This is a genomic window from Metallococcus carri, from assembly GCF_011440275.1.
Taxonomy (GTDB): domain Bacteria; phylum Actinomycetota; class Actinomycetes; order Actinomycetales; family Dermatophilaceae; genus Metallococcus; species Metallococcus carri.
The window spans coordinates 232,792-254,901 of the sequence record NZ_JAAOIV010000004.1 but is presented as its reverse complement, the minus strand read 5'-3'; the positions used below and the strand labels follow the sequence as shown (position 1 = coordinate 254,901).

General features: G+C 69.5%; 20 protein-coding genes and 1 tRNA gene. 6 read left to right on the top strand and 15 right to left on the bottom strand.

Translation table 11 applies throughout. The features are described 5' to 3' along the window. Positions 1-31: 31 nt before the first annotated feature. From G9U51_RS07815 to G9U51_RS07805, 3 genes are read left to right on the top strand one after another with little or no spacing between them, the layout of a single operon-like run. Positions 32-1,174 carry an LLM class flavin-dependent oxidoreductase gene (locus tag G9U51_RS07815; protein WP_166195652.1) on the top strand — a complete coding sequence of 381 codons (1,143 nt, stop codon included), beginning with the start codon at positions 32-34 and terminating at the stop codon, positions 1,172-1,174. A 1-nt stretch (position 1,175) separates the two neighbouring features. Further along, positions 1,176-2,051 (top strand): ABC transporter permease, encoded by an 876-nt coding sequence (locus G9U51_RS07810; protein WP_166195650.1) that lies wholly within the window; start codon positions 1,176-1,178, stop codon positions 2,049-2,051. Continuing rightward, the gene (locus G9U51_RS07805) at positions 2,048-3,853 is read left to right on the top strand and encodes an ATP-binding cassette domain-containing protein (RefSeq protein ID WP_166195648.1); all 1,806 of its coding nucleotides are present in this window, start codon (positions 2,048-2,050) and stop codon (positions 3,851-3,853) included. Before G9U51_RS07810 ends, G9U51_RS07805 begins: the two co-directional genes overlap by 4 nt. 7 nt (positions 3,854-3,860) lie before the next feature. Here G9U51_RS07805 and G9U51_RS07800 read toward each other — a convergent pair whose 3' ends face one another. The 8 genes from G9U51_RS07800 to pth all read right to left on the bottom strand — a co-directional run bounded on the left by G9U51_RS07800 (position 3,861) and on the right by pth (position 13,171). Then, positions 3,861-4,364, bottom strand: a complete 504-nt coding sequence (locus G9U51_RS07800) for a DUF501 domain-containing protein (protein ID WP_328823375.1) — start codon at positions 4,362-4,364, stop codon at positions 3,861-3,863. Further along, entirely contained in the window at positions 4,361-4,891 is a 531-nt protein-coding gene (locus G9U51_RS07795; RefSeq protein ID WP_166195643.1) for an FtsB family cell division protein, read from the bottom strand. The genes G9U51_RS07800 and G9U51_RS07795 overlap by 4 nt, the downstream gene beginning before the upstream one ends. A 17-nt stretch (positions 4,892-4,908) precedes the next feature. After that, on the bottom strand, positions 4,909-6,189 hold the full coding sequence (gene eno / locus G9U51_RS07790) for a phosphopyruvate hydratase (RefSeq protein ID WP_166195640.1): 1,281 nt from the start codon (positions 6,187-6,189) through the stop codon (positions 4,909-4,911). An 82-nt stretch (positions 6,190-6,271) separates the two neighbouring features. Beyond that, positions 6,272-7,216 carry a MazG family protein gene (locus G9U51_RS07785; protein ID WP_166195637.1) on the bottom strand — a complete coding sequence of 315 codons (945 nt, stop codon included), beginning with the start codon at positions 7,214-7,216 and terminating at the stop codon, positions 6,272-6,274. A 7-nt stretch (positions 7,217-7,223) separates the two neighbouring features. Beyond that, a complete protein-coding gene (locus G9U51_RS07780) occupies positions 7,224-7,748 on the bottom strand; it encodes a peptidylprolyl isomerase (RefSeq protein WP_166195634.1) in 525 nt (174 codons plus the stop codon). Between the two features lie 87 nt (positions 7,749-7,835). Further along, complete coding sequence (gene mfd / locus G9U51_RS07775; protein WP_166195631.1) at positions 7,836-11,441, bottom strand: transcription-repair coupling factor; 3,606 nt, start codon at positions 11,439-11,441, stop codon at positions 7,836-7,838. A gap of 119 nt (positions 11,442-11,560) precedes the next feature. Next, a complete protein-coding gene (locus tag G9U51_RS07770) occupies positions 11,561-12,460 on the bottom strand; it encodes an aminoglycoside phosphotransferase family protein (RefSeq protein ID WP_166195628.1) in 900 nt (299 codons plus the stop codon). 123 nt (positions 12,461-12,583) lie between these two features. Continuing rightward, a complete protein-coding gene (gene pth / locus G9U51_RS07765) occupies positions 12,584-13,171 on the bottom strand; it encodes an aminoacyl-tRNA hydrolase (RefSeq protein ID WP_407941427.1) in 588 nt (195 codons plus the stop codon). A gap of 130 nt (positions 13,172-13,301) precedes the next feature. Here pth and G9U51_RS07760 point away from each other — a divergent pair, with 130 nt between their 5' ends. Further along, positions 13,302-13,961 carry a hypothetical protein gene (locus G9U51_RS07760; RefSeq protein ID WP_166195625.1) on the top strand — a complete coding sequence of 220 codons (660 nt, stop codon included), beginning with the start codon at positions 13,302-13,304 and terminating at the stop codon, positions 13,959-13,961. A gap of 66 nt (positions 13,962-14,027) precedes the next feature. On the opposite strand, the gene G9U51_RS07755 is transcribed toward G9U51_RS07760, so the two are convergent. The 5 genes from G9U51_RS07755 to G9U51_RS07735 all read right to left on the bottom strand — a co-directional run bounded on the left by G9U51_RS07755 (position 14,028) and on the right by G9U51_RS07735 (position 19,371). Then, on the bottom strand, positions 14,028-14,738 hold the full coding sequence (locus G9U51_RS07755; protein ID WP_166195622.1) for a 50S ribosomal protein L25/general stress protein Ctc: 711 nt from the start codon (positions 14,736-14,738) through the stop codon (positions 14,028-14,030). 187 nt (positions 14,739-14,925) lie between these two features. After that, positions 14,926-15,906 carry a ribose-phosphate diphosphokinase gene (locus tag G9U51_RS07750; RefSeq protein ID WP_166195619.1) on the bottom strand — a complete coding sequence of 327 codons (981 nt, stop codon included), beginning with the start codon at positions 15,904-15,906 and terminating at the stop codon, positions 14,926-14,928. Further along, entirely contained in the window at positions 15,903-17,369 is a 1,467-nt protein-coding gene (gene glmU / locus G9U51_RS07745) for a bifunctional UDP-N-acetylglucosamine diphosphorylase/glucosamine-1-phosphate N-acetyltransferase GlmU (protein ID WP_328823373.1), read from the bottom strand. Before glmU ends, G9U51_RS07750 begins: the two co-directional genes overlap by 4 nt. Positions 17,370-17,749: 380 nt before the next feature. Continuing rightward, positions 17,750-18,952, bottom strand: a complete 1,203-nt coding sequence (locus G9U51_RS07740; RefSeq protein WP_166195612.1) for a hypothetical protein — start codon at positions 18,950-18,952, stop codon at positions 17,750-17,752. A gap of 340 nt (positions 18,953-19,292) precedes the next feature. Then, positions 19,293-19,371: transfer RNA gene (locus G9U51_RS07735), tRNA-Gln, on the bottom strand. A gap of 145 nt (positions 19,372-19,516) precedes the next feature. Here G9U51_RS07735 and G9U51_RS07730 point away from each other — a divergent pair. Further along, positions 19,517-20,188 (top strand): TetR/AcrR family transcriptional regulator, encoded by a 672-nt coding sequence (locus tag G9U51_RS07730; RefSeq protein ID WP_166195608.1) that lies wholly within the window; start codon positions 19,517-19,519, stop codon positions 20,186-20,188. A gap of 1 nt (position 20,189) precedes the next feature. On the opposite strand, the gene G9U51_RS07725 is transcribed toward G9U51_RS07730, so the two are convergent. Then, complete coding sequence (locus G9U51_RS07725) at positions 20,190-20,549, bottom strand: VOC family protein (RefSeq protein WP_166195605.1); 360 nt, start codon at positions 20,547-20,549, stop codon at positions 20,190-20,192. Beyond that, positions 20,546-21,346, bottom strand: coding sequence for a methyltransferase domain-containing protein (locus G9U51_RS07720; RefSeq protein WP_328823372.1), 801 nt, complete (start codon positions 21,344-21,346; stop codon positions 20,546-20,548). Before G9U51_RS07720 ends, G9U51_RS07725 begins: the two co-directional genes overlap by 4 nt. 76 nt (positions 21,347-21,422) lie before the next feature. Here G9U51_RS07720 and G9U51_RS07715 point away from each other — a divergent pair, with 76 nt between their 5' ends. Further along, positions 21,423-21,947 (top strand): MarR family winged helix-turn-helix transcriptional regulator, encoded by a 525-nt coding sequence (locus tag G9U51_RS07715; RefSeq protein ID WP_166195599.1) that lies wholly within the window; start codon positions 21,423-21,425, stop codon positions 21,945-21,947. Positions 21,948-22,110: the final 163 nt, after the last annotated feature.

The following is a 22,110-nucleotide window of genomic DNA, read 5'->3' as shown; positions in this document are numbered from 1 at the left end:
CTCTGACCCGCCCGCAGAAAGGCTCTTGCTGATGTCCGTTCGCCTGCACTGGTTCCTGCCGACCTCCGGCGACTCCCGCTCCGAGTTGAGCCTCGGCGACGCCGTGAGCGCGGTGTCGGGAACACCGGACGGCCCGGCCGCTTCGGGCACCCGTCGCGAACCCACCCCTGCCTACCTCGGGCAGATCGCCCGATCAGCCGAGCAGCAGGGTTTCGAGGCTGCGCTGACCCCGACCAGCAGCGATTGCCAGGACGCCTGGATCGCCACCGCGGGCCTGGCGCAAGTGACCGAGCGACTGAAGTTCCTGGTCGCCTTCCGGCCCGGACTCATCGCCCCGACCCTCGCCGCGCAGATGGCAGCGACCTTCCAGCGCTTCAGCGGCAACCGGTTGTTGCTCAATGTGGTCACCGGCGGTGAGGACGTCGAGCAGCGCCGGTTCGGCGACGGCCTGACCAAGGACCAGCGCTATGCGCGCACCGGCGAGTTCCTTCACATCGTGCGCCGGCTGTTCGAGGGCGAACGCGTCACCTACCGCGGAGAGCACCTCTGGGTCGAGGACGCGGTGCTGCCGAACCCGACCGAGCGGCCCGCCTTCTTCTTCGGTGGATCCTCTCCGGCCGCCATCCGGGTTGCCGCCGAACACAGCGACGTTTACCTGACCTGGGGCGAACCGCCGGCGGGCGTCGCGGAGAAGCTGGACCGGGTGCGCGCAGCGGCCGCCCAGCACGGTCGCGAGCTGCAATACGGGATCCGACTGCACGTCATCGCCCGTCCGACTGCCGAGGAAGCGTGGGTCCAAGCAGACCGGCTGCTGGCCGGGCTCGACCCGGGACGGATCGCCGATGCGCAGGAGCGACAGCGCAAGAGCCAGTCCGAAGGTCAGCAGCGGATGACTGCCTTGCACGGGGGCGATACCCGGCAGCTGGTGGTCTCGCCGAACCTGTGGGCGGGCGTCGGGCTGGTTCGTGGCGGCGCCGGAACGGCTCTGGTCGGCAGCTACGCCGAGGTCGCCGACCGGATCGAGGAGTACCACGCGATCGGGCTGGACCACTTCATCCTCTCCGGTTATCCGCACTTGGAGGAGACCTACTACGTCGGTGAAGGGCTACGCCCCGAGCTCGAGCGCCGCGGCCTGCTGGGCGGACCGGGCATTGCGGCAGACAAGGTGGCCTGAGATGACGACGGAGAATGTGCTCGACCGGACCGCTGCGGTGCCTGCCTCCACCGGCCCCACGACGCACCCCGAGTCCCGAGCGGCAGGCGGGCGCGGTCTTCGCAGCGATCACCCGCCGGCGCCCTGGGAGTATCGGCTGCTCACTCCCCTCGCCCTGATCGCGGTATGGCAGGTGGCCAGCGCGTTGGGTTGGCTCCCGGCGCACACCCTGGCCGCGCCGTCCCAGGTCGCGGCGAAGGTCGGTTCGCTGCTCGCCGACGGCACTCTTGCGGACGCCCTGGGCACCTCGCTGCGGCGTGCCGCGCTGGGCTTCCTCCTCGGCACCCTGATCGCGCTCGCCGCGGCACTTCCGGTCGGCCTGAGCCGGCTCGGTGACGCGGCCATCGACCCACCGATGCAGATGCTGCGCACCCTGCCGCTGCTGGGTCTGGTCCCGTTGTTCATCGTCTGGTTCGGCATCGGCGAGTGGCCCAAGATCCTGTTGGTCGGGCTGGGCGTCTGCGTACCGCTCTACCTCAACCTGGTCGGTGCACTGCGCTCGATCGACCCGGACCTTTACGAATTGGCCGATGCGCTGGGCCTTGGCCGCTGGCAACGGATCCGACACGTGATCGCGCCCGGCGCACTCTCCGGTGCGCTGGTCGGGGTGCGCCAAGCCCTCGCGTTCGCGTGGCTGGCGCTGATCGTCGCGGAGCAGATGAGCGCGACCTCCGGGTTGGGCTTCATGATCAACAACGCCCGAGACTTCCTGCAGACCGACACCATCGTCGTGGGCTTGCTGACCTATGCCGTGCTCGGTCTGCTGACCGACGCGGTGGTGCGTTGGCTCGAGCGCTACGCGCTGCGGTGGCGCGCCTCGGGCGGGAGGGCAGCATGAGCAGCCGTATGCCGGACCGACCCGCTGCGGTGCGCCTCGACGGAGTGCGCCGGCTCCTCGGTGGCCGGGTCGTTCTGGACGGCCTCGACCTGCTCGTCCGGCCCGGTGAATTCGTAGCGGTGCTTGGCCGGTCCGGCGCCGGAAAGTCGACGCTGTTGCGGTTGATGGCGGGGCTCGATCACCCCGACAGCGGAACCTTGCGCGGCGCCTCCCGCACCGCGGTCGTCTTCCAGGACGCCCGCCTCCTGCCGTGGCGGGATGTGGCGACCAATGTCCGCCTCGGGCTGCCCGCAGCCACCGACGGACCAGAACGCGTCGACGAGAAGGTGCATCGCGCTCTCACCGAGGTCGGGCTCGGCGACCGTGGGGCCGCCTGGCCGCGAGCCCTGTCCGGCGGCCAGCGGCAACGCGTCGCGCTGGCCCGGGCATTGGTCGGCGCACCGGAACTGCTGCTGCTCGACGAACCGTTCAGTGCCCTCGACGCGTTCACGCGCGCCGAGGCGCACGAGTTGGTGCTCAACCTCTGGCGCGATCACCGGCCGGCCGTCGTGCTTGTCACCCACGATGTCAACGAAGCTGTGCGCTTGGCCGATCGCATCGTGGTGCTCGACGGAGGCCGAGTCGCGGTCGACCTTCCGGTGAGCCTGCCGCGGCCCCGCGAGGCCGACTCCCTCGCGGTGCGCACCGTGGTCACGACCTTGCTCGACACGCTCGAGGATCCAGCGGGACGGGCGTCGCCCGATGGGGCGGCCGGCGCGGTGGATCCCGCTGCCGGCCAGGGCAGTCCGCACCAGCAGCCTGACCAGACGGCACGGTGGACGCGGCGCGGCGTCCTTGCCGGCACGGCCGCGGCCACCGTGGGTCTGGTCGCAGCCGCACGTCCCGAGGACTCTGGGGCGCCTGCGCCAGCGACGATCGCGAAGGGCGGCTCCGCTCGCGGGGCAACCTTGCGGGTCGCGGTGCAGACCGACGGCGTGCGATCACTGTTGCAGGCATCCGGCCAGCTCCATCAGCTGCCATACCGAATTTCGTTCTCCCAGTTCAGTTTTGGCCCGGCCATCGTCGAGGCGCTCGGCGCCAGCAAGGTCGACATCGGAGGCGTCGGAGCAACCCCGCCGATCTTCGGTGCGGCAGCCCAAACGAACTTCCGCGCGGTCGCCACGATCGCCCTGCGCAACCGGCGCGATTCCGCGGTGCTCGTGCCGCGGAACTCCCCGGTGCGCTCGATCACGGACCTGCGGGGCCGGAAGGTGTCGGTCCCCAAGGGCAGCTCAGCGCACGGACTGTTGTTGAACGCGCTGCATCGCAGCGGCCTTGGGCCGAACGACGTTTCGCTGGTCTTCCTGCCGCCCGCCGACGGCGCTGCGGCGTTCACTCGCGGGGAGGTCGCCGCCTGGGTGGTGTGGGAGCCCTTCATCACTCAGCAGCTTCAGGCGGGTGCCCGCGCGATCGCGGGAGGGCCGCCCGATGAATTCGGGCTCAACTTCGAGCTCGCCTCCACCGACGCGCTCGGCGACTCCGCCCGTGCCGCCGCCATTCGCGATTTCCTGCAGCGCCTACGACGGGCTTATGTCTGGGGTGCAACTCACCAGCAGCAGTACGCCCGGGCCTGGTCGGCCGAATCGCGACTACCCCTGACGATCGCGCAGGCAGCGATCCCGCAACGGTCCAGCGACCTCGTTCCGATCAGCGCGAACCACGTGGCCAGCGAACAAAGACTTGCCGACCGGTTGTATGCCGACAAGGTCATCCCCAAGCAGGTTCGCTTCCAGGACATCGTGGCCTCGGGCTTGCTGACCTGACCAGTGGTCAGCCGGCTGGCTCGGTCGGGGCGCAGCAGCCGTCGGCCCACCACTGTGGCAACATCGCAAGAGCCTTGTCCCCCAACGGATTCACGCCCGGCCCGACCGCGAGCGAGTGGGCGACCAGGACGTGCAGGCACTTGACCCGGTCCGGCATACCTCCGGCGGAGATGCCGTCGATCTCGGGCACCTCGCCGAGCCCGGCACGCCGGGCGAGATAGTCCTCGTGCGCGGCCCGATAGGCCGCGGCGAGGTCGGGGTCACGAGCGAGTTCCTCGGTCATCTCCCGCATCACGCCCTGCGACTCCAGCGTGCTGATCGCACCGGTCAGCCGCGGGCAGGTGGCATAGAAGGTCGTCGGGAACGGCGTCCCGTCCGGCAGTCGCGGCAGGGTGCGCACCACATCGGGGCAACCGCACGGGCACCGGTGCGCCACCTCGACCACGCCGCGCGGCTCGCGACCCAGCTGTCGTGCGACGACGTCGAGGTCGGCCGGATCGACCGCGCTCACTTCTTCGCGCCGGTCTGCACGACCGACTGCCACACCTGGCCGTACCAGGGCTGCGAGGACTTGCGGATGCCGCTGTCGGTCGTCGTCGACCGCACCGTGCCATTGGGGTCGACGATCACCTTGAGCGTTTGCCCCGGTTTGACGAAGCCGAGCCGGCTTTGCGCCTGCTGCCGGACGTATGCCGGGTCGCTCCAGCGGTCCTTTTGCGCGCGCAGGTCACCGACGCTCTTTTGCTGGCTGGCGACCTGCTGCTGCAGATCCGACAGCTGGCTGCGCTGCGCCAGATAGCTGCGCAGGGTCGGGGTGATCAGCACGGCCAGGAAGACCAGCAACACGCCCAGCACCGTCATCCGGCGCATGGAGCGGGGACTGCGCGCGCGGGCACGGCCGGCGGCCGCGGGGGTGCTGCTGCTGCGGCGCGGCGGCCGCGAGGAGGCGCCCGATGCCGACCGGCCGGACGGACGGCCAGCCGGTCCCTTGCGGGCGGCGGGACGATTCCGGGCGGTCGAGCGCGCGTCGCGTGGCATCGGGCGATCTCCCTCGGTTAGTTGCTGAAGCGCGGGAAGGCGGCGGCACCGGCATACACACCGGCGTCGTCGAGTTCCTCCTCGATGCGCAGCAACTGGTTGTACTTGGCGACCCGGTCCGAGCGGGCCGGCGCACCGGTCTTGATCTGACCGCAGTTGGTCGCGACGGCCAGGTCGGCGATCGTGACGTCCTCGGTCTCACCGGAGCGGTGGCTCATCATGCAGCGGTAGCCATTGCGGTGTGCGAGGTCGACCGCGTCGAGGGTCTCGGTGAGCGAGCCGATCTGGTTGACCTTGACCAGCAGAGCGTTGGCGGTGTCGGTGTCGATGCCGCGCTGCAGCCGCTGCGGGTTGGTGACGAACAGGTCGTCGCCGACGAGCTGGACCTTGTCGCCGAGTTGCTCGGTGATGGCCTGCCAGCCCTCCCAGTCCTCCTCGTCGAGCGGGTCCTCGATCGAGACGAGCGGGTAGTTGGCGACCAGGTCGGCGTAGTAGTCGGTCATCTCCTTCGAAGAGCGCTTCTTGCCCTCGAACTGGTAGCCCTTCTTGTCGCCGAACTCGCTGGCGGCGACGTCGAGGGCGAGCGCGACATCCTTGCCGGGCCGGTAGCCCGCGGCCTTGATCGCCTCGAGGATCAGGTCGAGCGCGGCCCGGTTGGACTCGAGGTTGGGTGCGAAGCCGCCCTCGTCGCCGAGACCGGTCGACAGCTTCTTGTCCTGCAGCACCTTCTTCAGCGCGTGGTAGACCTCCGCGCCCATCCGCACCGCCTCGCGGAAGCTGCTCGCACCGATCGGCGCGATCATGAACTCCTGGATGTCGACATTGGAGTCGGCGTGCGCGCCGCCGTTGAGGATGTTCATCATCGGCACCGGCAGGACGTGCGCGTTGGGGCCACCGACATACCGGAAGAGCGGCAGCTCGGCCGACTCGGCGGCGGCCTTGGCCACCGCGAGCGACACACCGAGGATCGCGTTGGCGCCCAGCTTGCCCTTGTTGTCGGTGCCGTCGAGCTCGATCATCGCGGCGTCGATCAGCCGCTGCTCGTCCGCGTCATAACCGAGCAACTCCGGCCCGATCTCCTCGATGACCGCGTCGACGGCGTCCTCGACGCCCTTGCCGAGGTAGCGCTTCTTGTCGCCGTCGCGGCGCTCGACCGCCTCGAACTGGCCGGTGGACGCACCCGATGGCACCGCCGCACGGGCCGTGGCACCGTCGTCGAGCAACACCTCCACCTCGACCGTGGGGTTGCCGCGCGAGTCGAGGATCTCGCGAGCGTGGATGGCTTCGATGGTTGCCAACGTGAACTCCTGGCGCACTGTGCGGGCACGGAACGCCTCAACCCTAACGGCGGCTCGGCATACCCCCGAGTACCGACGCGCGTTATCGAGACGCGGCGACCCGGCGCACCTCGGCACGCAGCAAGGCGTCGGCCGACTCGCCCCGCTCGCGCGCCGCGGCGACCAGCGCCAGCAGGCGGGTGCCGAGGTCGTCACCGGTGAGGTCGGGCACCCGGCCGGCACGCGCCATACGGGAGAGGACCTTGTCGGCGATCAGCAAGGAGGACAACGAGATCGGTATGCCGGCGAGCAGGTCGTCGCGATCGCGCGCGGGCTTTTCGTCCGCCTTGATCCGCTCCCACGAAGCCTCGACCTCGGCGGGTGTTGTTGCGTCGCCGTCGCCGAAGACATGCGGGTGGCGGCGCAGCAGCTTCGCGACGAGCTCGGCGGCCACGTCGTCGATGTCCCACGGGTCGTCGGCGTCGTCGGCGGCGATGCGGGCGTGGAAGAGCACCTGCAGCAGCACATCGCCGAGCTCTTCGCGCAGGTGGGCGCGGTCGCCGGACTCGATCGCCTCGACCGTCTCGTGGGCTTCCTCGAGCAAATACTTGGTCAGGCTGTCGTGGGTCTGGTCGGCGTCCCAGGGGCAACCGCCGGGCGAGCGCAGCACGTCCATCACGGTGACCGCGTCGAGCAATCGCGCGCCGGGCTGGTCCCAGGAGCCGACGAGCACCTCGACGGTCGGCGGCTCGTCGGCGGCGGTGAGCTGGCCGGCCAGCGCGTCGGTCAGCCCGGGGTCGGCGTCGGGCGAGGTCAGCCAGACGACATCGCAGCTCGCCGCGCGGTCGGCGAGGGCACGCGCCAGGGCGGCCGGCGGCAGGTCGAGCGTCTCGAGCGCGATGCCCGCCGTCGCCACGGCCTGCGGCAGGGGATCGTCGCCGTGCCGGGCGAGCACGGTGCCGGCGGCCTCGAGCGCGCGCCAGGCGTCGCGGCTCAGCAAGCCGGCGGCCACCCGCGGCGACGCGACCAACAGCGTGAGGTCGCCCACCGGCCGGTCAGCCCGTCGGCGCGTCGGCAGCGGAGGGGGCGATCCAGTTGACCGGCTCGGCCGCCGGGCCCTTGCCCTTGACCCAGGTGCCGTAGCGCGGGTTCATCTTCACGTCGGACTTCTGGATCAGGTTGATCAGGTCGGTCTGGGCCGCCTCGACGCCCCGCAGGCTGGTGAACTCCAGGCTGCCCTTGGCGGTGCGGACCGCGGCGTCGCTCGGCGTCATGTTCTTGGGAAAGAGCGCGCGCGCCTGCTGGGTGGAGACGGCCTTGCCGTATTTCTGCGCCAGCTTGTCCAGCTCGGGACCGAGCACCATGTAGACGACGGCCGACTGGCCATCGAACTGCGAGTCCGGCGCGGCCTTGGCGATATCGGCAACGGCGTCGCTCACCTCGGTGGTCGTCACCGTCGTGTCCTTGTAGCTCGCGGCGACGCCGCCGTCATTGAAGACACTGTTGCTGCCGCAGCCGGTGAGGGCCAACGTGCCGGCCAGCACCGTCGCGGCGGCCAGCGGTCGTCGGGTGAACTTCACGCGTTCGTCCTTTCGGGGGATCGTGCGGCTTCATCATGCCAGCCGGTATGCCGGACCGCTCACCCCGCCTGCCCGCGCCGCAGCGGGTCAGCGGGGGTCGAGGAACATCGTGCGCAGGAACTGCCCGGCCCACTGCAGCACTTCGGTGTTGCGCAGCGGCTTGCCACCGACGACCGCCGTCATCGGCGCCGGCACCAGGATCGTGCGCTGCACCGGCTTGAGCTGCGCGCCGCGATAGAGCCGGGTGAGCCGGATCTGCTGGGACTCCAGCAATTCCACCGGGCCGAACCGGACGAACTTGCCCTGTGCGCCGATGTCGGAGATGCCGGCCTGGCGGGCGAGCACCCGCAGGCGCGCCACTTCCAGCAGGTGCTGCACCGGCTCGGGCGGCTCGCCATACCGGTCGGTGAGCTCCTCGATGATCTCGGCCAGCTGCTGCTCGTCCAGCACGGTGGCGAGCTTCTTGTAGGCCTCCAGACGCAGCCGCTCCCCCGGCACGTAATCGTGCGGCAGGTGCGCGTCGACCGGCAGGTCGATCTTGACCTCGGCCGGCGCCTTCTCCTCGCCGTCGCCGCGGAAGTCGGCCACCGCCTCGCCGACCATCCGCACGTAGAGGTCGAAGCCGACGCCCTGGATGTGACCGGACTGTTCGCCGCCGAGCAGGTTGCCGGCGCCGCGGATCTCCAGGTCCTTCATCGCGACCTGCATGCCGGAGCCGAGGTCGGTGTGGCTGGCGATCGTCTGCAGCCGGTCGTGGGCGGTCTCGGTCAGCGGCTTGTCCGGCGGGAACAGGAAGTAGGCATAGGCCCGTTCGCGGCCGCGGCCGACCCGTCCGCGCAGCTGGTGCAGCTGGGACAGACCGAGCACATCGGCCCGGTCCACGATGAGGGTGTTGGCATTGGAGATGTCCAGCCCGGTCTCGACGATCGTGGTGCAGACCAGCACGTCTGAGCGCCGCTCCCAGAAGTCGACCACGACCTCCTCCAACCGGTGCTCGGGCATCTTGCCGTGCGCGGTCGCGATCCGCGCCTCGGGCACCAGCTCGCGCAACCGTGCGGCGGTGCGCTCGATCGAGTTGACCTTGTTGTGCACGAAGAAGACCTGGCCCTCGCGCATGAGTTCACGCCGTATGGCGGCCGCGACCTGCTTCTCCTCGTAGCCGCCGACGAAGGTCAGCACCGGGTGGCGTTCCTCGGGAGGCGTTGCGAGAGTAGACATTTCGCGGATGCCGGTCACCGCCATCTCGAGCGTGCGCGGGATGGGCGTGGCCGACATCGCGAGCACGTCGACCGCGGTTCGCATCGCCTTCAGCTGCTCCTTGTGCTCCACACCGAAGCGCTGCTCCTCGTCCACCACGACCAGGCCGAGGTCCTTGAAACGCACCTCCGAGCCCAGCAGGCGGTGCGTGCCGATCACCAAATCGACTGTGCCCGAAGCCAATCCGTCAAGCACCTCGCGTGCTTCACGGTCGGTCTGGAAGCGAGAGAGCGCCTTGACCGTGACGGGGAATCCGGCATACCTCTCGGAGAAGGTCGTGAAGTGCTGCTTCACGAGCAGGGTCGTGGGCACGAGCACCGCGACCTGCTTGCCGTCCTGGATCGCCTTGAACGCCGCACGCACCGCGATCTCGGTCTTGCCATAACCCACGTCACCGCAGATCAGCCGGTCCATCGGCACCGGCTTTTCCATATCGGCCTTGACCTCGTCGATCGACGACAGCTGGTCGGGGGTCTCGATATAGGCGAAGGCGTCCTCGAGTTCGCGCTGCCAGGGAGTGTCGGCCGGGAAGGGGTGACCGGGCGTCGCCATCCGGGCGGAGTAGAGCCGGATCAGCTCGGCGGCGATCTGGCGGACATGGCGTCGAGCCCTGGATTTCGTTTGCTGCCAGTCGGATCCGCCCATCTTGTTGAGCGTCGGAGTCTCCGCGCCGACGTAGCGGGTGACCTGGTCGAGCTGGTCGGTCGGCACGAAGAGCCGGTCGCCGGGCTGGCCACGCTTGGACGCGGCATATTCGAGCACGAGGTATTCGCGGGTGGCGCCCTGCACGGTGCGCTGCATCATCTCGACGAACTTGCCGACACCGTGCTGCTCGTGCACGACGAAGTCACCAGACTTGAGCTGCAACGGATCGACGACATTGCGCCGCCGCGACGGCATACGTCGCATGTCCCGCGTCGAGCCGGTGCCCTGGGTGGCTGCGCCGGTGAGATCGGACTCGGCGAGCACGACCAGCTTGTCGTCGGCGAGCGCATAACCCGGGCCGATCGATCCGACCCCGAGGGTGACGGCGCCGGGCTCGAGGCCGGCGGCGACCCGCACCTCATGTTCGCCGAGAAGTTCGGCGACGCGCTGGCCGAGACCAGGCCCCTCGGTGACGATCTGGGCGGCGAATCCCGCTGCGCCCCAACGCTTCAGGTCGGTCACGAGTTCATCGGTGTCACCGCGGTATGCCGGCACCTCCTCGGTGCGGATTGTCACGCGTTCGCCGGGCAGCTCGTCCTCGGAGAACTCGGTGAGCTCCTCGTCGGTGGCGAAGGAACTCATCGACCACCAGGCCAGGCCGTGCTCGAGTGCGTGGTCACGCAGCTCGAGGAGGGACCAATAGGACGCGGTGCCGAGCACGCTTTGCAGATCGACCGGCACCTGCGCGCCGGCGGCGGCATTCGCCCAGCTGGCGTCGAGGAATTCCGCACTCGTCGCGACCAGGTCGTGCGCGCGCGTGCGGACGCGCTCGGGGTCGGACAGCACGACATGGGTGCGTGCGGGCAGCACGTCGAGCAGCGTCTGCATGCCGTGCTCACCTCCGGCGAGCAGGAGGGGCGACAGGGACTCCATGCCCTCGACCGCGATCCCGTCGGCGACCTTGTGCAGCAGGTCGCTCACGCCGGGCAGCTGGTCGGCCAGGACGCGAGCGCGCTCCCGGACGGCGTCGGTCAGCAGCAATTCGCGGCACGGCGGTGCCCACAGGCCGTGCTCGGCGATCTCGGTCGAGCGCTGGTCGGCGACCTTGAAGAAGCGGATCTCCTCGACCTCGTCGCCGAAGAAGTCGACCCGGATCGGGTGCTGCTCGGTCGGCGGGAAGACGTCCAGGATGCCGCCGCGCACGGCGAACTCGCCTCGCCGCTCGACCAGGTCGGTCCGGGTGTATGCCGCGCCGGCGAGCGCCTCGACGACCTCCTCCAGTCGCGCCTGCTGCCCCTGGGTCAGCGCGACCGGGCTGAGCTCCCCGAGCCCGCGCGCGATCGGCTGCATGAGGGCGCGCACGCTCGCGACAAGCACCCGGATCGGGCCGTGGGTGACGTCCTCGGCGTCGGGATGGGCGAGCCGGCGCAGCACCGCGAGCCGTCGGCCGACGGTGTCCGAGCGGGGGCTGAGGCGCTCGTGCGGCAGGGTCTCCCAGCTCGGGAATTCCGCGACCCCGGCTTCCGGCACGAAGGACCGCAGCGCGGCGACCAGGTCACCGGCCTCGCGACCGGTCGCGGTGACGAGCAGCACCGGCACCTTCGCGCTGATGAGACCGGCCAGCGGCGCGCGCAGGCCGGGAGCGGCGGCGATGTCGACGAGGTTGGCGGCGCCGACCTGGCCGAGCACCCGACCGACCGCCTCGTTGCGGGCGATCCGGTCGAGCAGAGGTTGCAGGCTCACGGGGGTCCTCGGGGGTGAGGGGACAGCACGAAGGCCCCGAGTCGGCATACGACCCGGGGGTGGGGACCAGTTTAGGCGGGCGGTCCGACAGGGTCTGCGGCGCGTGAGTTCCTGCAGCTCGGAGCGCGCGCGAACAGCAGGTTCTCGCGCGGATTCTCCCCGGGGGCTCAGGCAAGGTCAGGGTCGGCGAGCAGCTCGCGGATGGTGCCCTGTGCGCTCTCGGCGAAGGCCGGCCAGCGCTCGCGGTAGTAGTCGAGGCCGGTCAGCGCCGGCAGCAGCGCCCACCCGGCGCCGCGCAGCAGCGTTGCGTGGTCGAAGCCGAGGGCCTTCTTGTATGCCGCCCGCGCGGTGCCGGTGAAGGTCCACCAGGCGGCTCCCGCGTCGGGCGCGGGGTCGCCCACGCCGAGGCGGAGGAAATCGATGACGCCCGCCAGGTGGCCGTCACGCACGATCAGGTTGCCGGGCATCAGGTCACCGTGCACCCAGGACGGCTCACCGTCCCAGCGCGGGGTGGTGACGATGCGCTGCCAGAGGTGTGCGGCTGCCTCGAGGTCAAAACCGTTGTCTCCGAAGGCTGTCAGCGTTGCGATAGCACGGTGACCGACATCGGCGAGGTCGGCAATGTGGCTGCCGCGCTCACCCGGCTGCTTGCGTGGGGCGCCGGTGGTGTCGATGCGATGCAGCGCCCGGGCGAAGGCCGCGAGCTCCTCGGCGACCGCGGGGTCGGCACCCTCGTCGGCGCCGAGCGTGTCACCGTCGATCCAGGTGACGAGCGACCACGGCCACGGATAACCCTCGCCCGGCCGGCCGAGCGCGACCGTTTGCGGCACCTTGCACGGCAGGTGCGGCGCCAACCGCGGCATCCACTGCGCGTCCACCTCGGCCTGCCCGACCGCGCCCTCGATCTTCGGCAGGCGCGCCAGCAACTCCTCCCCGACCCGGAAGAGCACATGGTCGGTGCCCTCCTGCGGCACCAAGGTGACCGGCCGGTCGGCATACGTGGGGAACTGGTCGGCGATCAGGCCGCGGACGATCTCGACGGTGGCGCGCTCTTCGTTGTCGTGCACGCCGCGGACGCTAGCGCCGCACTCCCTTGTCCCGCCAGCGCATTTCTCCCCCGCGAAACGTCACCAGATCCTCGCGAAACGTCACTAGATCCTCGCGAAACGTCACTCATGCCTCGCGAAACGTCAGCGGGAGTGGACCAGATTCTGCGCATCGGTCAGGCCACGATCGACGAGCAACTCCACGGCATCCGCGGCCTCGCTGAGCAGCAGCGGCAACTCCTTGCGTTCAGCCGGATTGAAGTCCTTGAGCACGAAGGACGCCGCGTCCATCCGGCCGGGCGGCCGACCGATCCCGACCCGCACCCGCAGGTAGTCCTTGCTGCCGACCGAGGCGCTGATCGAGCGCAGCCCGTTGTGTCCCCCCTCGCCACCGCCACGCTTGAGCCGCAACGCACCAAAGTCGATGTCGAGTTCGTCGTGCACGACCACGACCTGCTCGAGCGGCACCTTGAAGAACGCCATCAGCGACTGCACCGGCGGACCCGAGACATTCATGAAGGTCGTCGGGCGGGCGATGATCGCCTGCGGCCCGATCCCACCGGCCGGGGTCTGCAGCCGCACCGACGCAGCCAGCGCCTTGGCCTTGTGCGCCCGCAACGCCACGCCGGCACGATCGGCCAGTTCGTCGATGACCATCGCGCCGACATTGTGCCGATGGCCGGCGTACTGCGGCCCGGGGTTGCCGAGTCCGACGATCAGCCAGGGGTTCACGAGCAGCCAGTATGCCGCCCCTCCGCCCGCGGGTGCCCACCGCTGCTCCGGTGCGCCTTCCTATACTTGCGGCTGCCCTGGACTGGTGAAAATAAACCGGTCCCTCCCGGATGAGACCGAAAGGCCCCACATGCCGACCGAGCAAGCCACTCAGATCCGCCGTCGACGGGTGGTGCAAGGCGCCGCGTGGGCCGTCCCGGCGCTCGTCGTCGGGGCCACGGCTCCGGCATACGCCGCGAGCGGCTGCGCGGCGAGTTGTCCCTCCGCGCAGATGAATCTGGGCTCGCCGACCGGCACGGTGGTGCGCGGCTCGGGCACCAACTCGACCAGCACCGGGTGGCAGTACACGTCCAACTGCACCTGGGCCACCTCGAACAAGGTCGGCTATTACACCTCCGGGACGAGCACCGCGTTCGGCGTCACCGCCGCACCGACGGCCAACTGCTCCACCGGCTTCTACAACCCCACGATCTCCCTGAACGCAGCGTGCTCCTACACGCTCAAGTTCGACCGGACGATCTATTACACGGCCGGCTACGCCAGCCCGACCCTCAGCGTGCGCGTCGGCGGCGACAACACGCCCAACTCCGGCACCCAGGTGGCGACGTACACGGTCACCGACCCGGGCTCGACCAATCAGAACAAGAACTACTTCGCCGGCACCCAGACGGTGACCTTCTCCGGTGTCTCCGGCCCGCTGTATTTTTGGATCACCGTGCCGGCCCAGGGCGGGACGGCCGACAACGTCAACGACCTGTCGCTGTCGAACCTGTCCCTCAGCTGCGCGTAACGGCAGCACCCACCAAAGAGGCCCGGAGTCGATCGACTCCGGGCCTCTTGGCGTATGGCGGGTGGGTCACTCCTTGTCGGAGTCGCCCTCGTCGTCGGAGCCCTCGGACTCGCCGTCGCCCTCGCCCTCTTCGCCCTCGGCGGCCTCGCGCTCGGCGGCCTCCTCGTCGGACTCCTCGTGCTCGATGCCGGCCTCGGCCTCGGCCTCGGCGAGCTCGGCCTCCATCTCCTCCTCGGAGATCTGCTGGGTGACGTTGACGACGAGCAGTTCCTCGTCGGCGGCCAGGGAGACACCGCTCGGCAGCTCGACATCCTTGGCCAGGACCTGCGAACCGGCCTCCAGGCCCTCGACCGAGACGGTGAGCGACTCGGGGATGCTCATGGCGTCGGCCTCGACCGACAGGGTGCCGTTCTCGACGATGACGTTGGTCTCCGGCGCGGCCTCGCCCTCGACGTGGACCACCACGTCGACGGTGACCTTCTCGCCGCGGCGGACGATGACCAGGTCGACGTGGTCGATGACCGGCTTGATCGGGTCGCGCTGCACGTCCTTGGCGAGCGCGAGGTTCTCGCCGCCCTCAAGCACGATCGTGAGGATCGCGTTCGGGTTCTTCAGCGCGAGCATGGTCTCGTGGCCCGGGAGGGTCAGGTGCACCGGGTCGGTGCCGTGACCGTAGAGGACCGCGGGGATCTTGTGGTCGCGACGGATGCGGCGAGCCGCACCCTTGCCGAACTCGGTGCGAGCCTCGGCGTCGAGACGGATTTCGTTGGCAGCCATGGGAATTCGTCCTTCGGATGGTCGTGCAGAGGTCTGCTCGCCTCAGCGTGGGACACGACACGGACGCATCTGGACGGGCCGCGAGAGCGGCATCCGCCACGTCGATCACGGACGGCCGTATGGCGTCCCTCGCCGAGGCAACGCCGACCAGTCTATGGGCCGGTCCCGGCCGTGCCCAAATCGAGACTCAGACGACGGTGTCGAACATCGAGGTGACCGAGCCATCCTCGAAGATCTGCTGAATCGCCTCGGACAGCAACGGCGCGATCGACAGGGCGGTGAGCTTGTCGAAATGCTTCTCGGCCGGGATGGGGAGGGTGTCGGTGACGATGACCTCCTGCGCGACCGAATCACGCAGCCGATCGACGGCCGGGCCGGAGAAGATCGGATGCGTCGCGGCGATGATCACCCCGGCCGCGCCGTCCGCCATCAACGCATCGGCCGCATTGCAGATGGTGCCGCCGCTGTCGATCATGTCGTCGACCAGGACGCAGAGGCGGCCGTCGACGCGGCCGATGACCCGGTTGGCCACGCTCTGGTTGGGGCGGGTGACATCGCGGGTCTTGTGGATGAAGGCCAGCGGCGCCCCGTCGAGGCGTTTGGACCAGGACTCGGCCACCTTGATGCGCCCGGCGTCGGGTGAGACCACGGCCAGGTCGTGACCGGCATACTTCTCGCGCACGTAGTCGGCGAGGATCGGCAGGGCCTGCAGGTGGTCCACCGGGCCGTCGAAGAAGCCCTGGATCTGGTCGGTGTGCAGGTCGACCGCCATCAGCCGGTCGGCCCCCGCGGTCTTGAACATGTCGGCCATCAGGCGCGCGCTGATCGGCTCGCGGCCGCGCGACTTCTTGTCCTGCCGGGCGTAGCCGTAGAACGGCGTGACCACGGTGATCCGCTTGGCCGAGGCGCGCTTGAGCGCGTCGACCATGATCAGGTGCTCCATGATCCAGTGGTTGATCGGCGCGGTGTGGCTCTGGATGACGAAGGCGTCGCAGCCGCGCACCGACTCCTCGAAGCGCACGTAGGTCTCGGTGTTGGCGAAGTCGCGCGCCTCGGTCGGCACCAGCGTCGTGCCCAGCCCGTCGGCGACGGCCTGCGCCAGCGCCGGGTGGGCCCGGCCGGAGAAGACCATGAGGTTCTTCTCCGTGGTCAGCTTCATGCCGGTCATGCGTCGTTTCGCCCTTCCGCGCTTGCCTCGTCGGTATGCCGGGCTGCCGCTTCGGCGGCCTCCGCCTGTCGCGTTCCGGGCCGCTTGTCGACCACCCAACCCTCGATATTGCGTTGTGGCGCAACGGATATCGCAAGCGCACCGGGCGGCACGTCCTTGCGGATGATCGCCCCGGCACCCGAGCCGGCGCCGTCGCCGACGGTGACCGGGGCGACATACATGTTGTCGCTGCCCATTCGGCAGTGCGCCCCGATGGTGGTGCGGTGCTTGTTGACCCCGTCGTAATTGACGGTGACGCTCGCGGCTCCGATGTTGGTGCCTTCGCCGATGGTGGCGTCGCCGATGTAGCTGAGGTGGGGCACCTTGGCGCCGGCGCCGAGCTGGGCGTTCTTGGTCTCGACGTAGGTGCCGATCTTGGCGCCCTGCCCGAGTTCACTGCCCGGGCGCAGGTAAGCGAACGGGCCCACCGTCGCCTTCTCGCCGATCACCGCGAGCTCGGCGTGGGTGCGGATGACGCTCGCGCCGTCGCGGATCTCGCAATCCTTGATCGTGGAGTCGGGGCCGATGACGCAGTCGGCACCGATGGTGGTCGCGCCGCGGAGCTGACAGCCGGGCTCGATGACGGTGTCGCGACCGACGGTGACGTCAACATCGACCCAGGTCGTGGCGGGGTCGATCACGATCGCGCCCTGCTCGCGCATGAGCGTGTCGAGGGTGCGGCGGTTGAGCTCGTGGCCAAGGCGGGCGAGCTGTGCCTTGTCGTTGACGCCCTCGGTCTGCCAGAGGTCGTCGAGGACATAGCCCTGCACGCGTTTGCCTTGTGCGACAGCGATTTCCACGACATCGGTGAGGTACTTCTCCCCCGCCGCTGCGTTGACGCCGAGACCCGCGAGGGCATCGCGCAGGAGACCGGCGTCGAACGCGAAGAGGCCGGAGTTGAACTCGGTGATCCGTCGCTGTTCTTCGGTCGCCTGCTTGTGCTCGACGATCGCTTCGACGTCACCGGACGGCCCGCGCACGATCCGTCCGTAGCCGGTGGCGTCCGGCAGGATGCCGGTGATCACGGTGACCGCACTGCCGGTGGACTCGTGGTGCGCGGTGAGGTCGAGCAGGGTCGTGCTGGACAGCAGCGGAGTGTCGCCGGTGGTGACCAGCACGGTGCCGGTCAGGTTGTCCGGCAGGGCGAGCAGGCCACACTCGGCCGCCCGACCGGTGCCATAGACATCGTCCTGTTCGGCGACGACGACCTCGGGCAGCACGACCCGTGCGGCCTCAGCGACCTGCTCCTTCTGGGCCCGCACGACGACCGCGACATGGGTGGCGCCGGTGCCGGCCGCGGCAGCCACCGCGTGACCGACGAGGGTGCGCCCACCGATGCGGTGGAGGGCCTTGTTGAGGGAGGACTTCATGCGGGTGCCGTCGCCGGCTGATAGCACGATTACCGCGGAGGGTTTCGGGCTCACGCGTTCACGCTCCTGGCTTGTGCTCGCGGGCAGGACCGACCGGAATGCTACCGGTAGGACATCGACCATTCACCGTCGCGGGTGGGCGGTTGCTGCTGAACCAACGTGCCGGGAACTACCTACATCCGTAGTAGAGCGATCCGGCGGTTATTGCCGCCGCGATCTCGCTGTCGGGGAGCGGTCGTTATCGCCGCCGATTTCCTCTACTACGGGTGTGGTGGTGCGCCCGCTCCGCCGCCGGACCGCAAACTCACCGCTCGGATGGGCGCCCGAGCCGGGGTCGCTCGCACCACGGCATACACGGACGTCACAGGTGCGCGCTGTGACGTCCGGGATCGCCCGTCCTGCGACGGCACGGCAGGGACGGGCTTCGCGGAGCTTCACGACCGGTTCCGTAACGTCCTGAACCGGAACCGGGCCGTGGGAATCAGGATCGCGCTGAGCACCGCGAAGACGCCAGCCGACATCCAGTCGCTCATCGTGGTGCCCTGCTGGTCGACGAAATCGCCACCCGTGGCCAGCACCGCGACGCTAAAGATCGTCATCAGCACGCAGACAAGGGCGGCAAGGGCAGTCCCGACGGCGTAACCGGCATACATCACGCGCCGTGCACCCGAGAGCTGACGCGGCCTCGACATCGCGGCCCACCAGGCTTGGGGCGCTGTCATCGCAGGCACGCGTTCAGCGTCTGGAAGCTCTCCATGAACGCCATCGAGAACGGCCATGGCGGCGTGGGGCAAGCCAAGCACCGCGATCAGATCCGGCAGCGGATCGCTGTCGGGCTGCCTCATCCGCAGGAGAGCCCTGAGGCTGGGCTGGTGGACGTCGGCCGAAGCCGCAGCGGCCACCAGGGCACCACTCGCGGCGCTCTCCGCCGACGGCTCATCCACCCCCAGATGAACCCATGGGTCGTTCCAGAGCCAACCCGCCTCGATGCGCCCGCGTCGCCACACGTCGACACCGCTTGTTTGCCGCGAGCGCCAGAGAACCAGGGTGTGATCACGGCGGCGCGCGTTGACTGACGACGCTGCTGCGGCCTCAGCACTGCGCCCCTGGCTGGGCACGGTCGCGAGCCAGCCCGCACCGAGGTCGAGCAGCCACGCTGGACCGGTGATCGCTGCGGCCATCCGTGCCGTCTCGCGATCCAACCGCGAAAGGATGACGGCACGCTCCGGTTCGGGCTCCACCATCAATTCTGGGAGTGGGAGCAATTCAGCGAGGTCGGCGACAAGGTTGTCGGCGTCCTCTTCGTGCAAGAGCGCCGCGATCTCGGCCATGCGATCCGGTATGGCGAACATCCCAGCCAAACCCTCGGCTGCCTGTGTCACGGCGTGCCCGGCGTCGTCCGGCCCGACGATCCAGGTGGTGCCCTCACCGTCGCGAACGGTCACCTGCGGGCCGCGCTCGAGCTCATCGATCTGCACCATCGGGCGGTGAATGTCCAGCACGGCATCGCCTGGGGCTTCGAGCCATGCCGCTGTCCAGCCGTCGGGTGAAGTCGGACCCACTGAAGCCTCGACGACACCGGCGTCGGTCAGGCGTCCGACCACCTCGGGCTGCGCAGCCTCGACAACCAGCAACATGTGCGCATCGAATCAGATGTGCTCGCTAGGGGGCGGCGTCGGCGCGGAGCCGGACCGGAAAGTCTCCACGATGTCCAGATTCGCGCCGCCGACCGGCCACACAGCGCGCACCCAGCCGCGAAAGTCTCCACGATGTCGAGATTTCCGACGCAACCGGCTTCCTGGACGCCGTCCCGGCCGCGAAAGTCTCCACAATGTCCAGAGTCGCGCCGCCGACGGGCCAGACGGCGCGAACCCGGCCGCGAAAGTCTCCACGATGTCGACTTCCCGGGCCCGGACCGGGCACATGCTGAAGGCCGCGCCCGAGCGGCACGCGCCCGGCGCCGGCATACGGCAAAAGCTCCCCGGGTTGGAATCGAACCAACGTCGCTAATCCTGATTCAAAGTCAGGCGGCCCCTGCCAGCAGAGCAACCGGGGAAGGCGCCACGTCACGCCGACGGCCGCTGGCCGGGGTGATCGGGCGACATGCAGGATATGGCCAATGCGGCGACGACCTGCAACTGAAAGCATAGGCTGACCGGCAGACTGGCGCCGAATTGATCGATCACATGGAGCAACTGCCGATGAGCACGACCCCACGCCGGCGGATGTCCGCCGCCAACCGTCGCGAGCAACTGCTCGAGGTTGGGCGCGAGGTCTTTGCCGAGCGCGGCCGCGACGGCGCCACCGTGGAGGACCTCGCCGCGCGCGCCGGCGTCACCAAGCCGCTGATCTACGAACACTTCGGCGGCAAGGACGGCATGTACGAGGAGGTCATGCGGCGCGCCGGCGCCGACCTGATCAGCTTCATCAGCGCCAACGCCGCCGCCCACGACGCCACGCCGCGCGCCCGCCTGCGCGCCTCGATCGTCGGCGTGATGGAGTTCGTCACGGCTCAGCCGTCAGGCTTCCTCCTGCTCCACCGCGACCCGGCGAGCTGGTATGCCGACGGCGTGCTCGGTGAGCTGGTCGCAGGACTCAACGCGTTCGCCCAGGAAAACGTCGAGCAGATGATGGACGTCGTCGGTGCCCCGCACGACGGCTCGGAGATGTATGCCCAGCTGATCATTGGTTCGATGGCGCTGCCGCTCGAATGGTGGATTGCGATCGGCCGCCACCGCTACCCGCCCGAGGAGTTCACCGAGGCGATTTTCGACCTGTTGTGGCGTGGCCTGAGCGGCATCAACGGACCGACCCGGTCGATGGAGCGCCAGCGCGAGATCGAGCACGAGGCGGCGCCCACGCCCGAGGCCTGAGTCACGCCTGCTGGATCTCCAGCCGATTGCCCACCGGGTCGTCGGTGTGGAAGCGGCGCACCCCGGGGATCGACTCCTCCGGCCGCACCTCACCGCCGGCCTCCCGCACCCGCGCGGCGACCGCGTCCAGATCCTCGACGAGCAGACACGGATGCGCCTTCAACGCCGGCCGGAAGTCCTGCTCCACCCCGCAGTGCAATTCCTGCTCACCGACCGCGAACCAGCACCCGCCGCGCACCGCCAGCGCGGGCGGTTTCGGGATCTCGGGCAGGCCGAGCACCCCGCCATAGAAGGCCCGCAATGCCTCTTCCGAGCCGGCCGGGCAAGCGATCTGCACGTGGTGCAGCCCCAGCGCGGTCATCGGGCATCACCCGGGATGTGCGCCACGGCGAACACCCGCCGGAAGGGGAACGGCACGCCATACGGCCTGCGGGGGTATGCCGCGTCGAGTCGCCTCGCGAGGTCGTCGAGGAAGGACTCGGTCTCCTCCGGCGTCAGCGCCTCGATAATCGGACGCAGTGCCGTGCCCTTCACCCATTCGAGCACCGGATGCGCCTGTGCCCCAACGGGATCGAGCAGCTGCAGGTAGGTCGTCTCCCACGCGTCGACATCGGCCGTATGCCGCCCGATCACCCCGGCGTAGCCCGCCGGGTCGCGCACGGGGTCGGCGCGCAGCAGCCCGCTGAGGTCGGCGGCGCGCGGGTGGTCGGCGACGGCCTCCCGGATGATCCGGTGCGAGTGGGCGGTGAAATTGCCGGGCACCTGCATAGCGAACGCGCCGCCGGGCGGCAGTGCCGACACCCACCGCTCGATCAGCGGTTCGTGATCGGGCACCCACTGCAGGGTCGCGTTGGTGACGATGACATCGGGCCGCTGATCACGCGGATTCCATTGGGAGACATCGGCTTCCACCCACTCCACGCGGTTCGCGGTGTCGTGTGCGGCTGCCTGGGCCAACATCGCGGCCGATGAGTCGATGCCCACGATGCGCGCCTGCGGCCATCGCTGAGCGAGCAGCAGCGTGGCCAGACCGTTGCCACAACCGAGGTCGACCACCGTGCGCGGCGCCTCGGTGCGCACCCGCGCCAAGAGATCGACGAAGGGGCGAGTGCGATGGTCGGCGAACCGTTCGTATTGCGTGGGGTCCCAGCTCGGCACGACCGCTCCTAATATCTTGACGTCGAGACATCTATATCTTGACATCAAGAAACTCGATGTCAACTATGCTGCCGTCATGACGGATGCGGCGCGCGACGAGGTGGACCTCATCGTCGAGGCGTGGCATCGCGAGCGCCCCGACCTCGACGTCGCGCCCATGCACGTGCTCTCACGGATCTCCCGGCTGGCGCGCCAGTTCGATCGCACCCGCGGCACGACCTTCGCCGCGCACGACCTGGAGAGCTGGGAGTTCGACGTCCTGTCCGCGCTGCGCCGCGAGGGCCGTCCCTATGAGCTCTCCCCCGGCGCGCTCGGCCAGGCGACCCTGGTCACCAGCGGCACGATGACCAACCGGGTCGACCGACTCGCTCAGCGCGGGTATGTCGAGCGCCGGCCCGCACCGACCGACCGGCGCGGGGTGCTGGTGCGCCTCACCGCCAAGGGGCGCACCGTGGTCGACGCGGCGATGGCCGACCTGCTCGATCATGAGCGCGCGCTGCTCGACGGCTTGCCCGCGGCCGAGCGGGATGCTCTGGCGATCGCGTTGCGGCAGTTGCTCACCGCCGTCGAAACCGGCCAGGACGCGCCGGCCCGCGCCTGAACTCTGGCGCGTCGCGGTCAATCGTTGACGCAAACACGCCGACACATCGCCTTCCCCCGGCGCGTCGCGGTCAATCGTTGACGCAAACGCGCCGACACATCGCCTTCCCCCGGCGCGTCGCGGTCACCCGTTGACGCAAACACGCCGACACATCGCCTTCCCC

What these genes read in the sequence shown, in the direction of transcription:
- G9U51_RS07725 (WP_166195605.1), bottom strand. Translation starts at nt 20,549, where the DNA reads ATGACCGCGCTGGGGCTGCACCACGTGCAGATCGCTTGCCCGGCCGGC.
- G9U51_RS07755 (WP_166195622.1), bottom strand. Translation starts at nt 14,738, where the DNA reads ATGGCTGCCAACGAAATCCGTCTCGACGCCGAGGCTCGCACCGAGTTC.
- mfd (WP_166195631.1), bottom strand. Translation starts at nt 11,441, where the DNA reads ATGCCGACTCGGGGCCTTCGTGCTGTCCCCTCACCCCCGAGGACCCCC.
- G9U51_RS07740 (WP_166195612.1), bottom strand. Translation starts at nt 18,952, where the DNA reads ATGTTGCTGGTTGTCGAGGCTGCGCAGCCCGAGGTGGTCGGACGCCTG.
- G9U51_RS07760 (WP_166195625.1), top strand. Translation starts at nt 13,302, where the DNA reads ATGCCGACCGAGCAAGCCACTCAGATCCGCCGTCGACGGGTGGTGCAA.
- G9U51_RS07795 (WP_166195643.1), bottom strand. Translation starts at nt 4,891, where the DNA reads ATGCCACGCGACGCGCGCTCGACCGCCCGGAATCGTCCCGCCGCCCGC.
- G9U51_RS07810 (WP_166195650.1), top strand. Translation starts at nt 1,176, where the DNA reads ATGACGACGGAGAATGTGCTCGACCGGACCGCTGCGGTGCCTGCCTCC.
- G9U51_RS07750 (WP_166195619.1), bottom strand. Translation starts at nt 15,906, where the DNA reads ATGACCGGCATGAAGCTGACCACGGAGAAGAACCTCATGGTCTTCTCC.
- G9U51_RS07805 (WP_166195648.1), top strand. Translation starts at nt 2,048, where the DNA reads ATGAGCAGCCGTATGCCGGACCGACCCGCTGCGGTGCGCCTCGACGGA.
- G9U51_RS07815 (WP_166195652.1), top strand. Translation starts at nt 32, where the DNA reads ATGTCCGTTCGCCTGCACTGGTTCCTGCCGACCTCCGGCGACTCCCGC.
- G9U51_RS07715 (WP_166195599.1), top strand. Translation starts at nt 21,423, where the DNA reads ATGACGGATGCGGCGCGCGACGAGGTGGACCTCATCGTCGAGGCGTGG.
- G9U51_RS07730 (WP_166195608.1), top strand. Translation starts at nt 19,517, where the DNA reads ATGAGCACGACCCCACGCCGGCGGATGTCCGCCGCCAACCGTCGCGAG.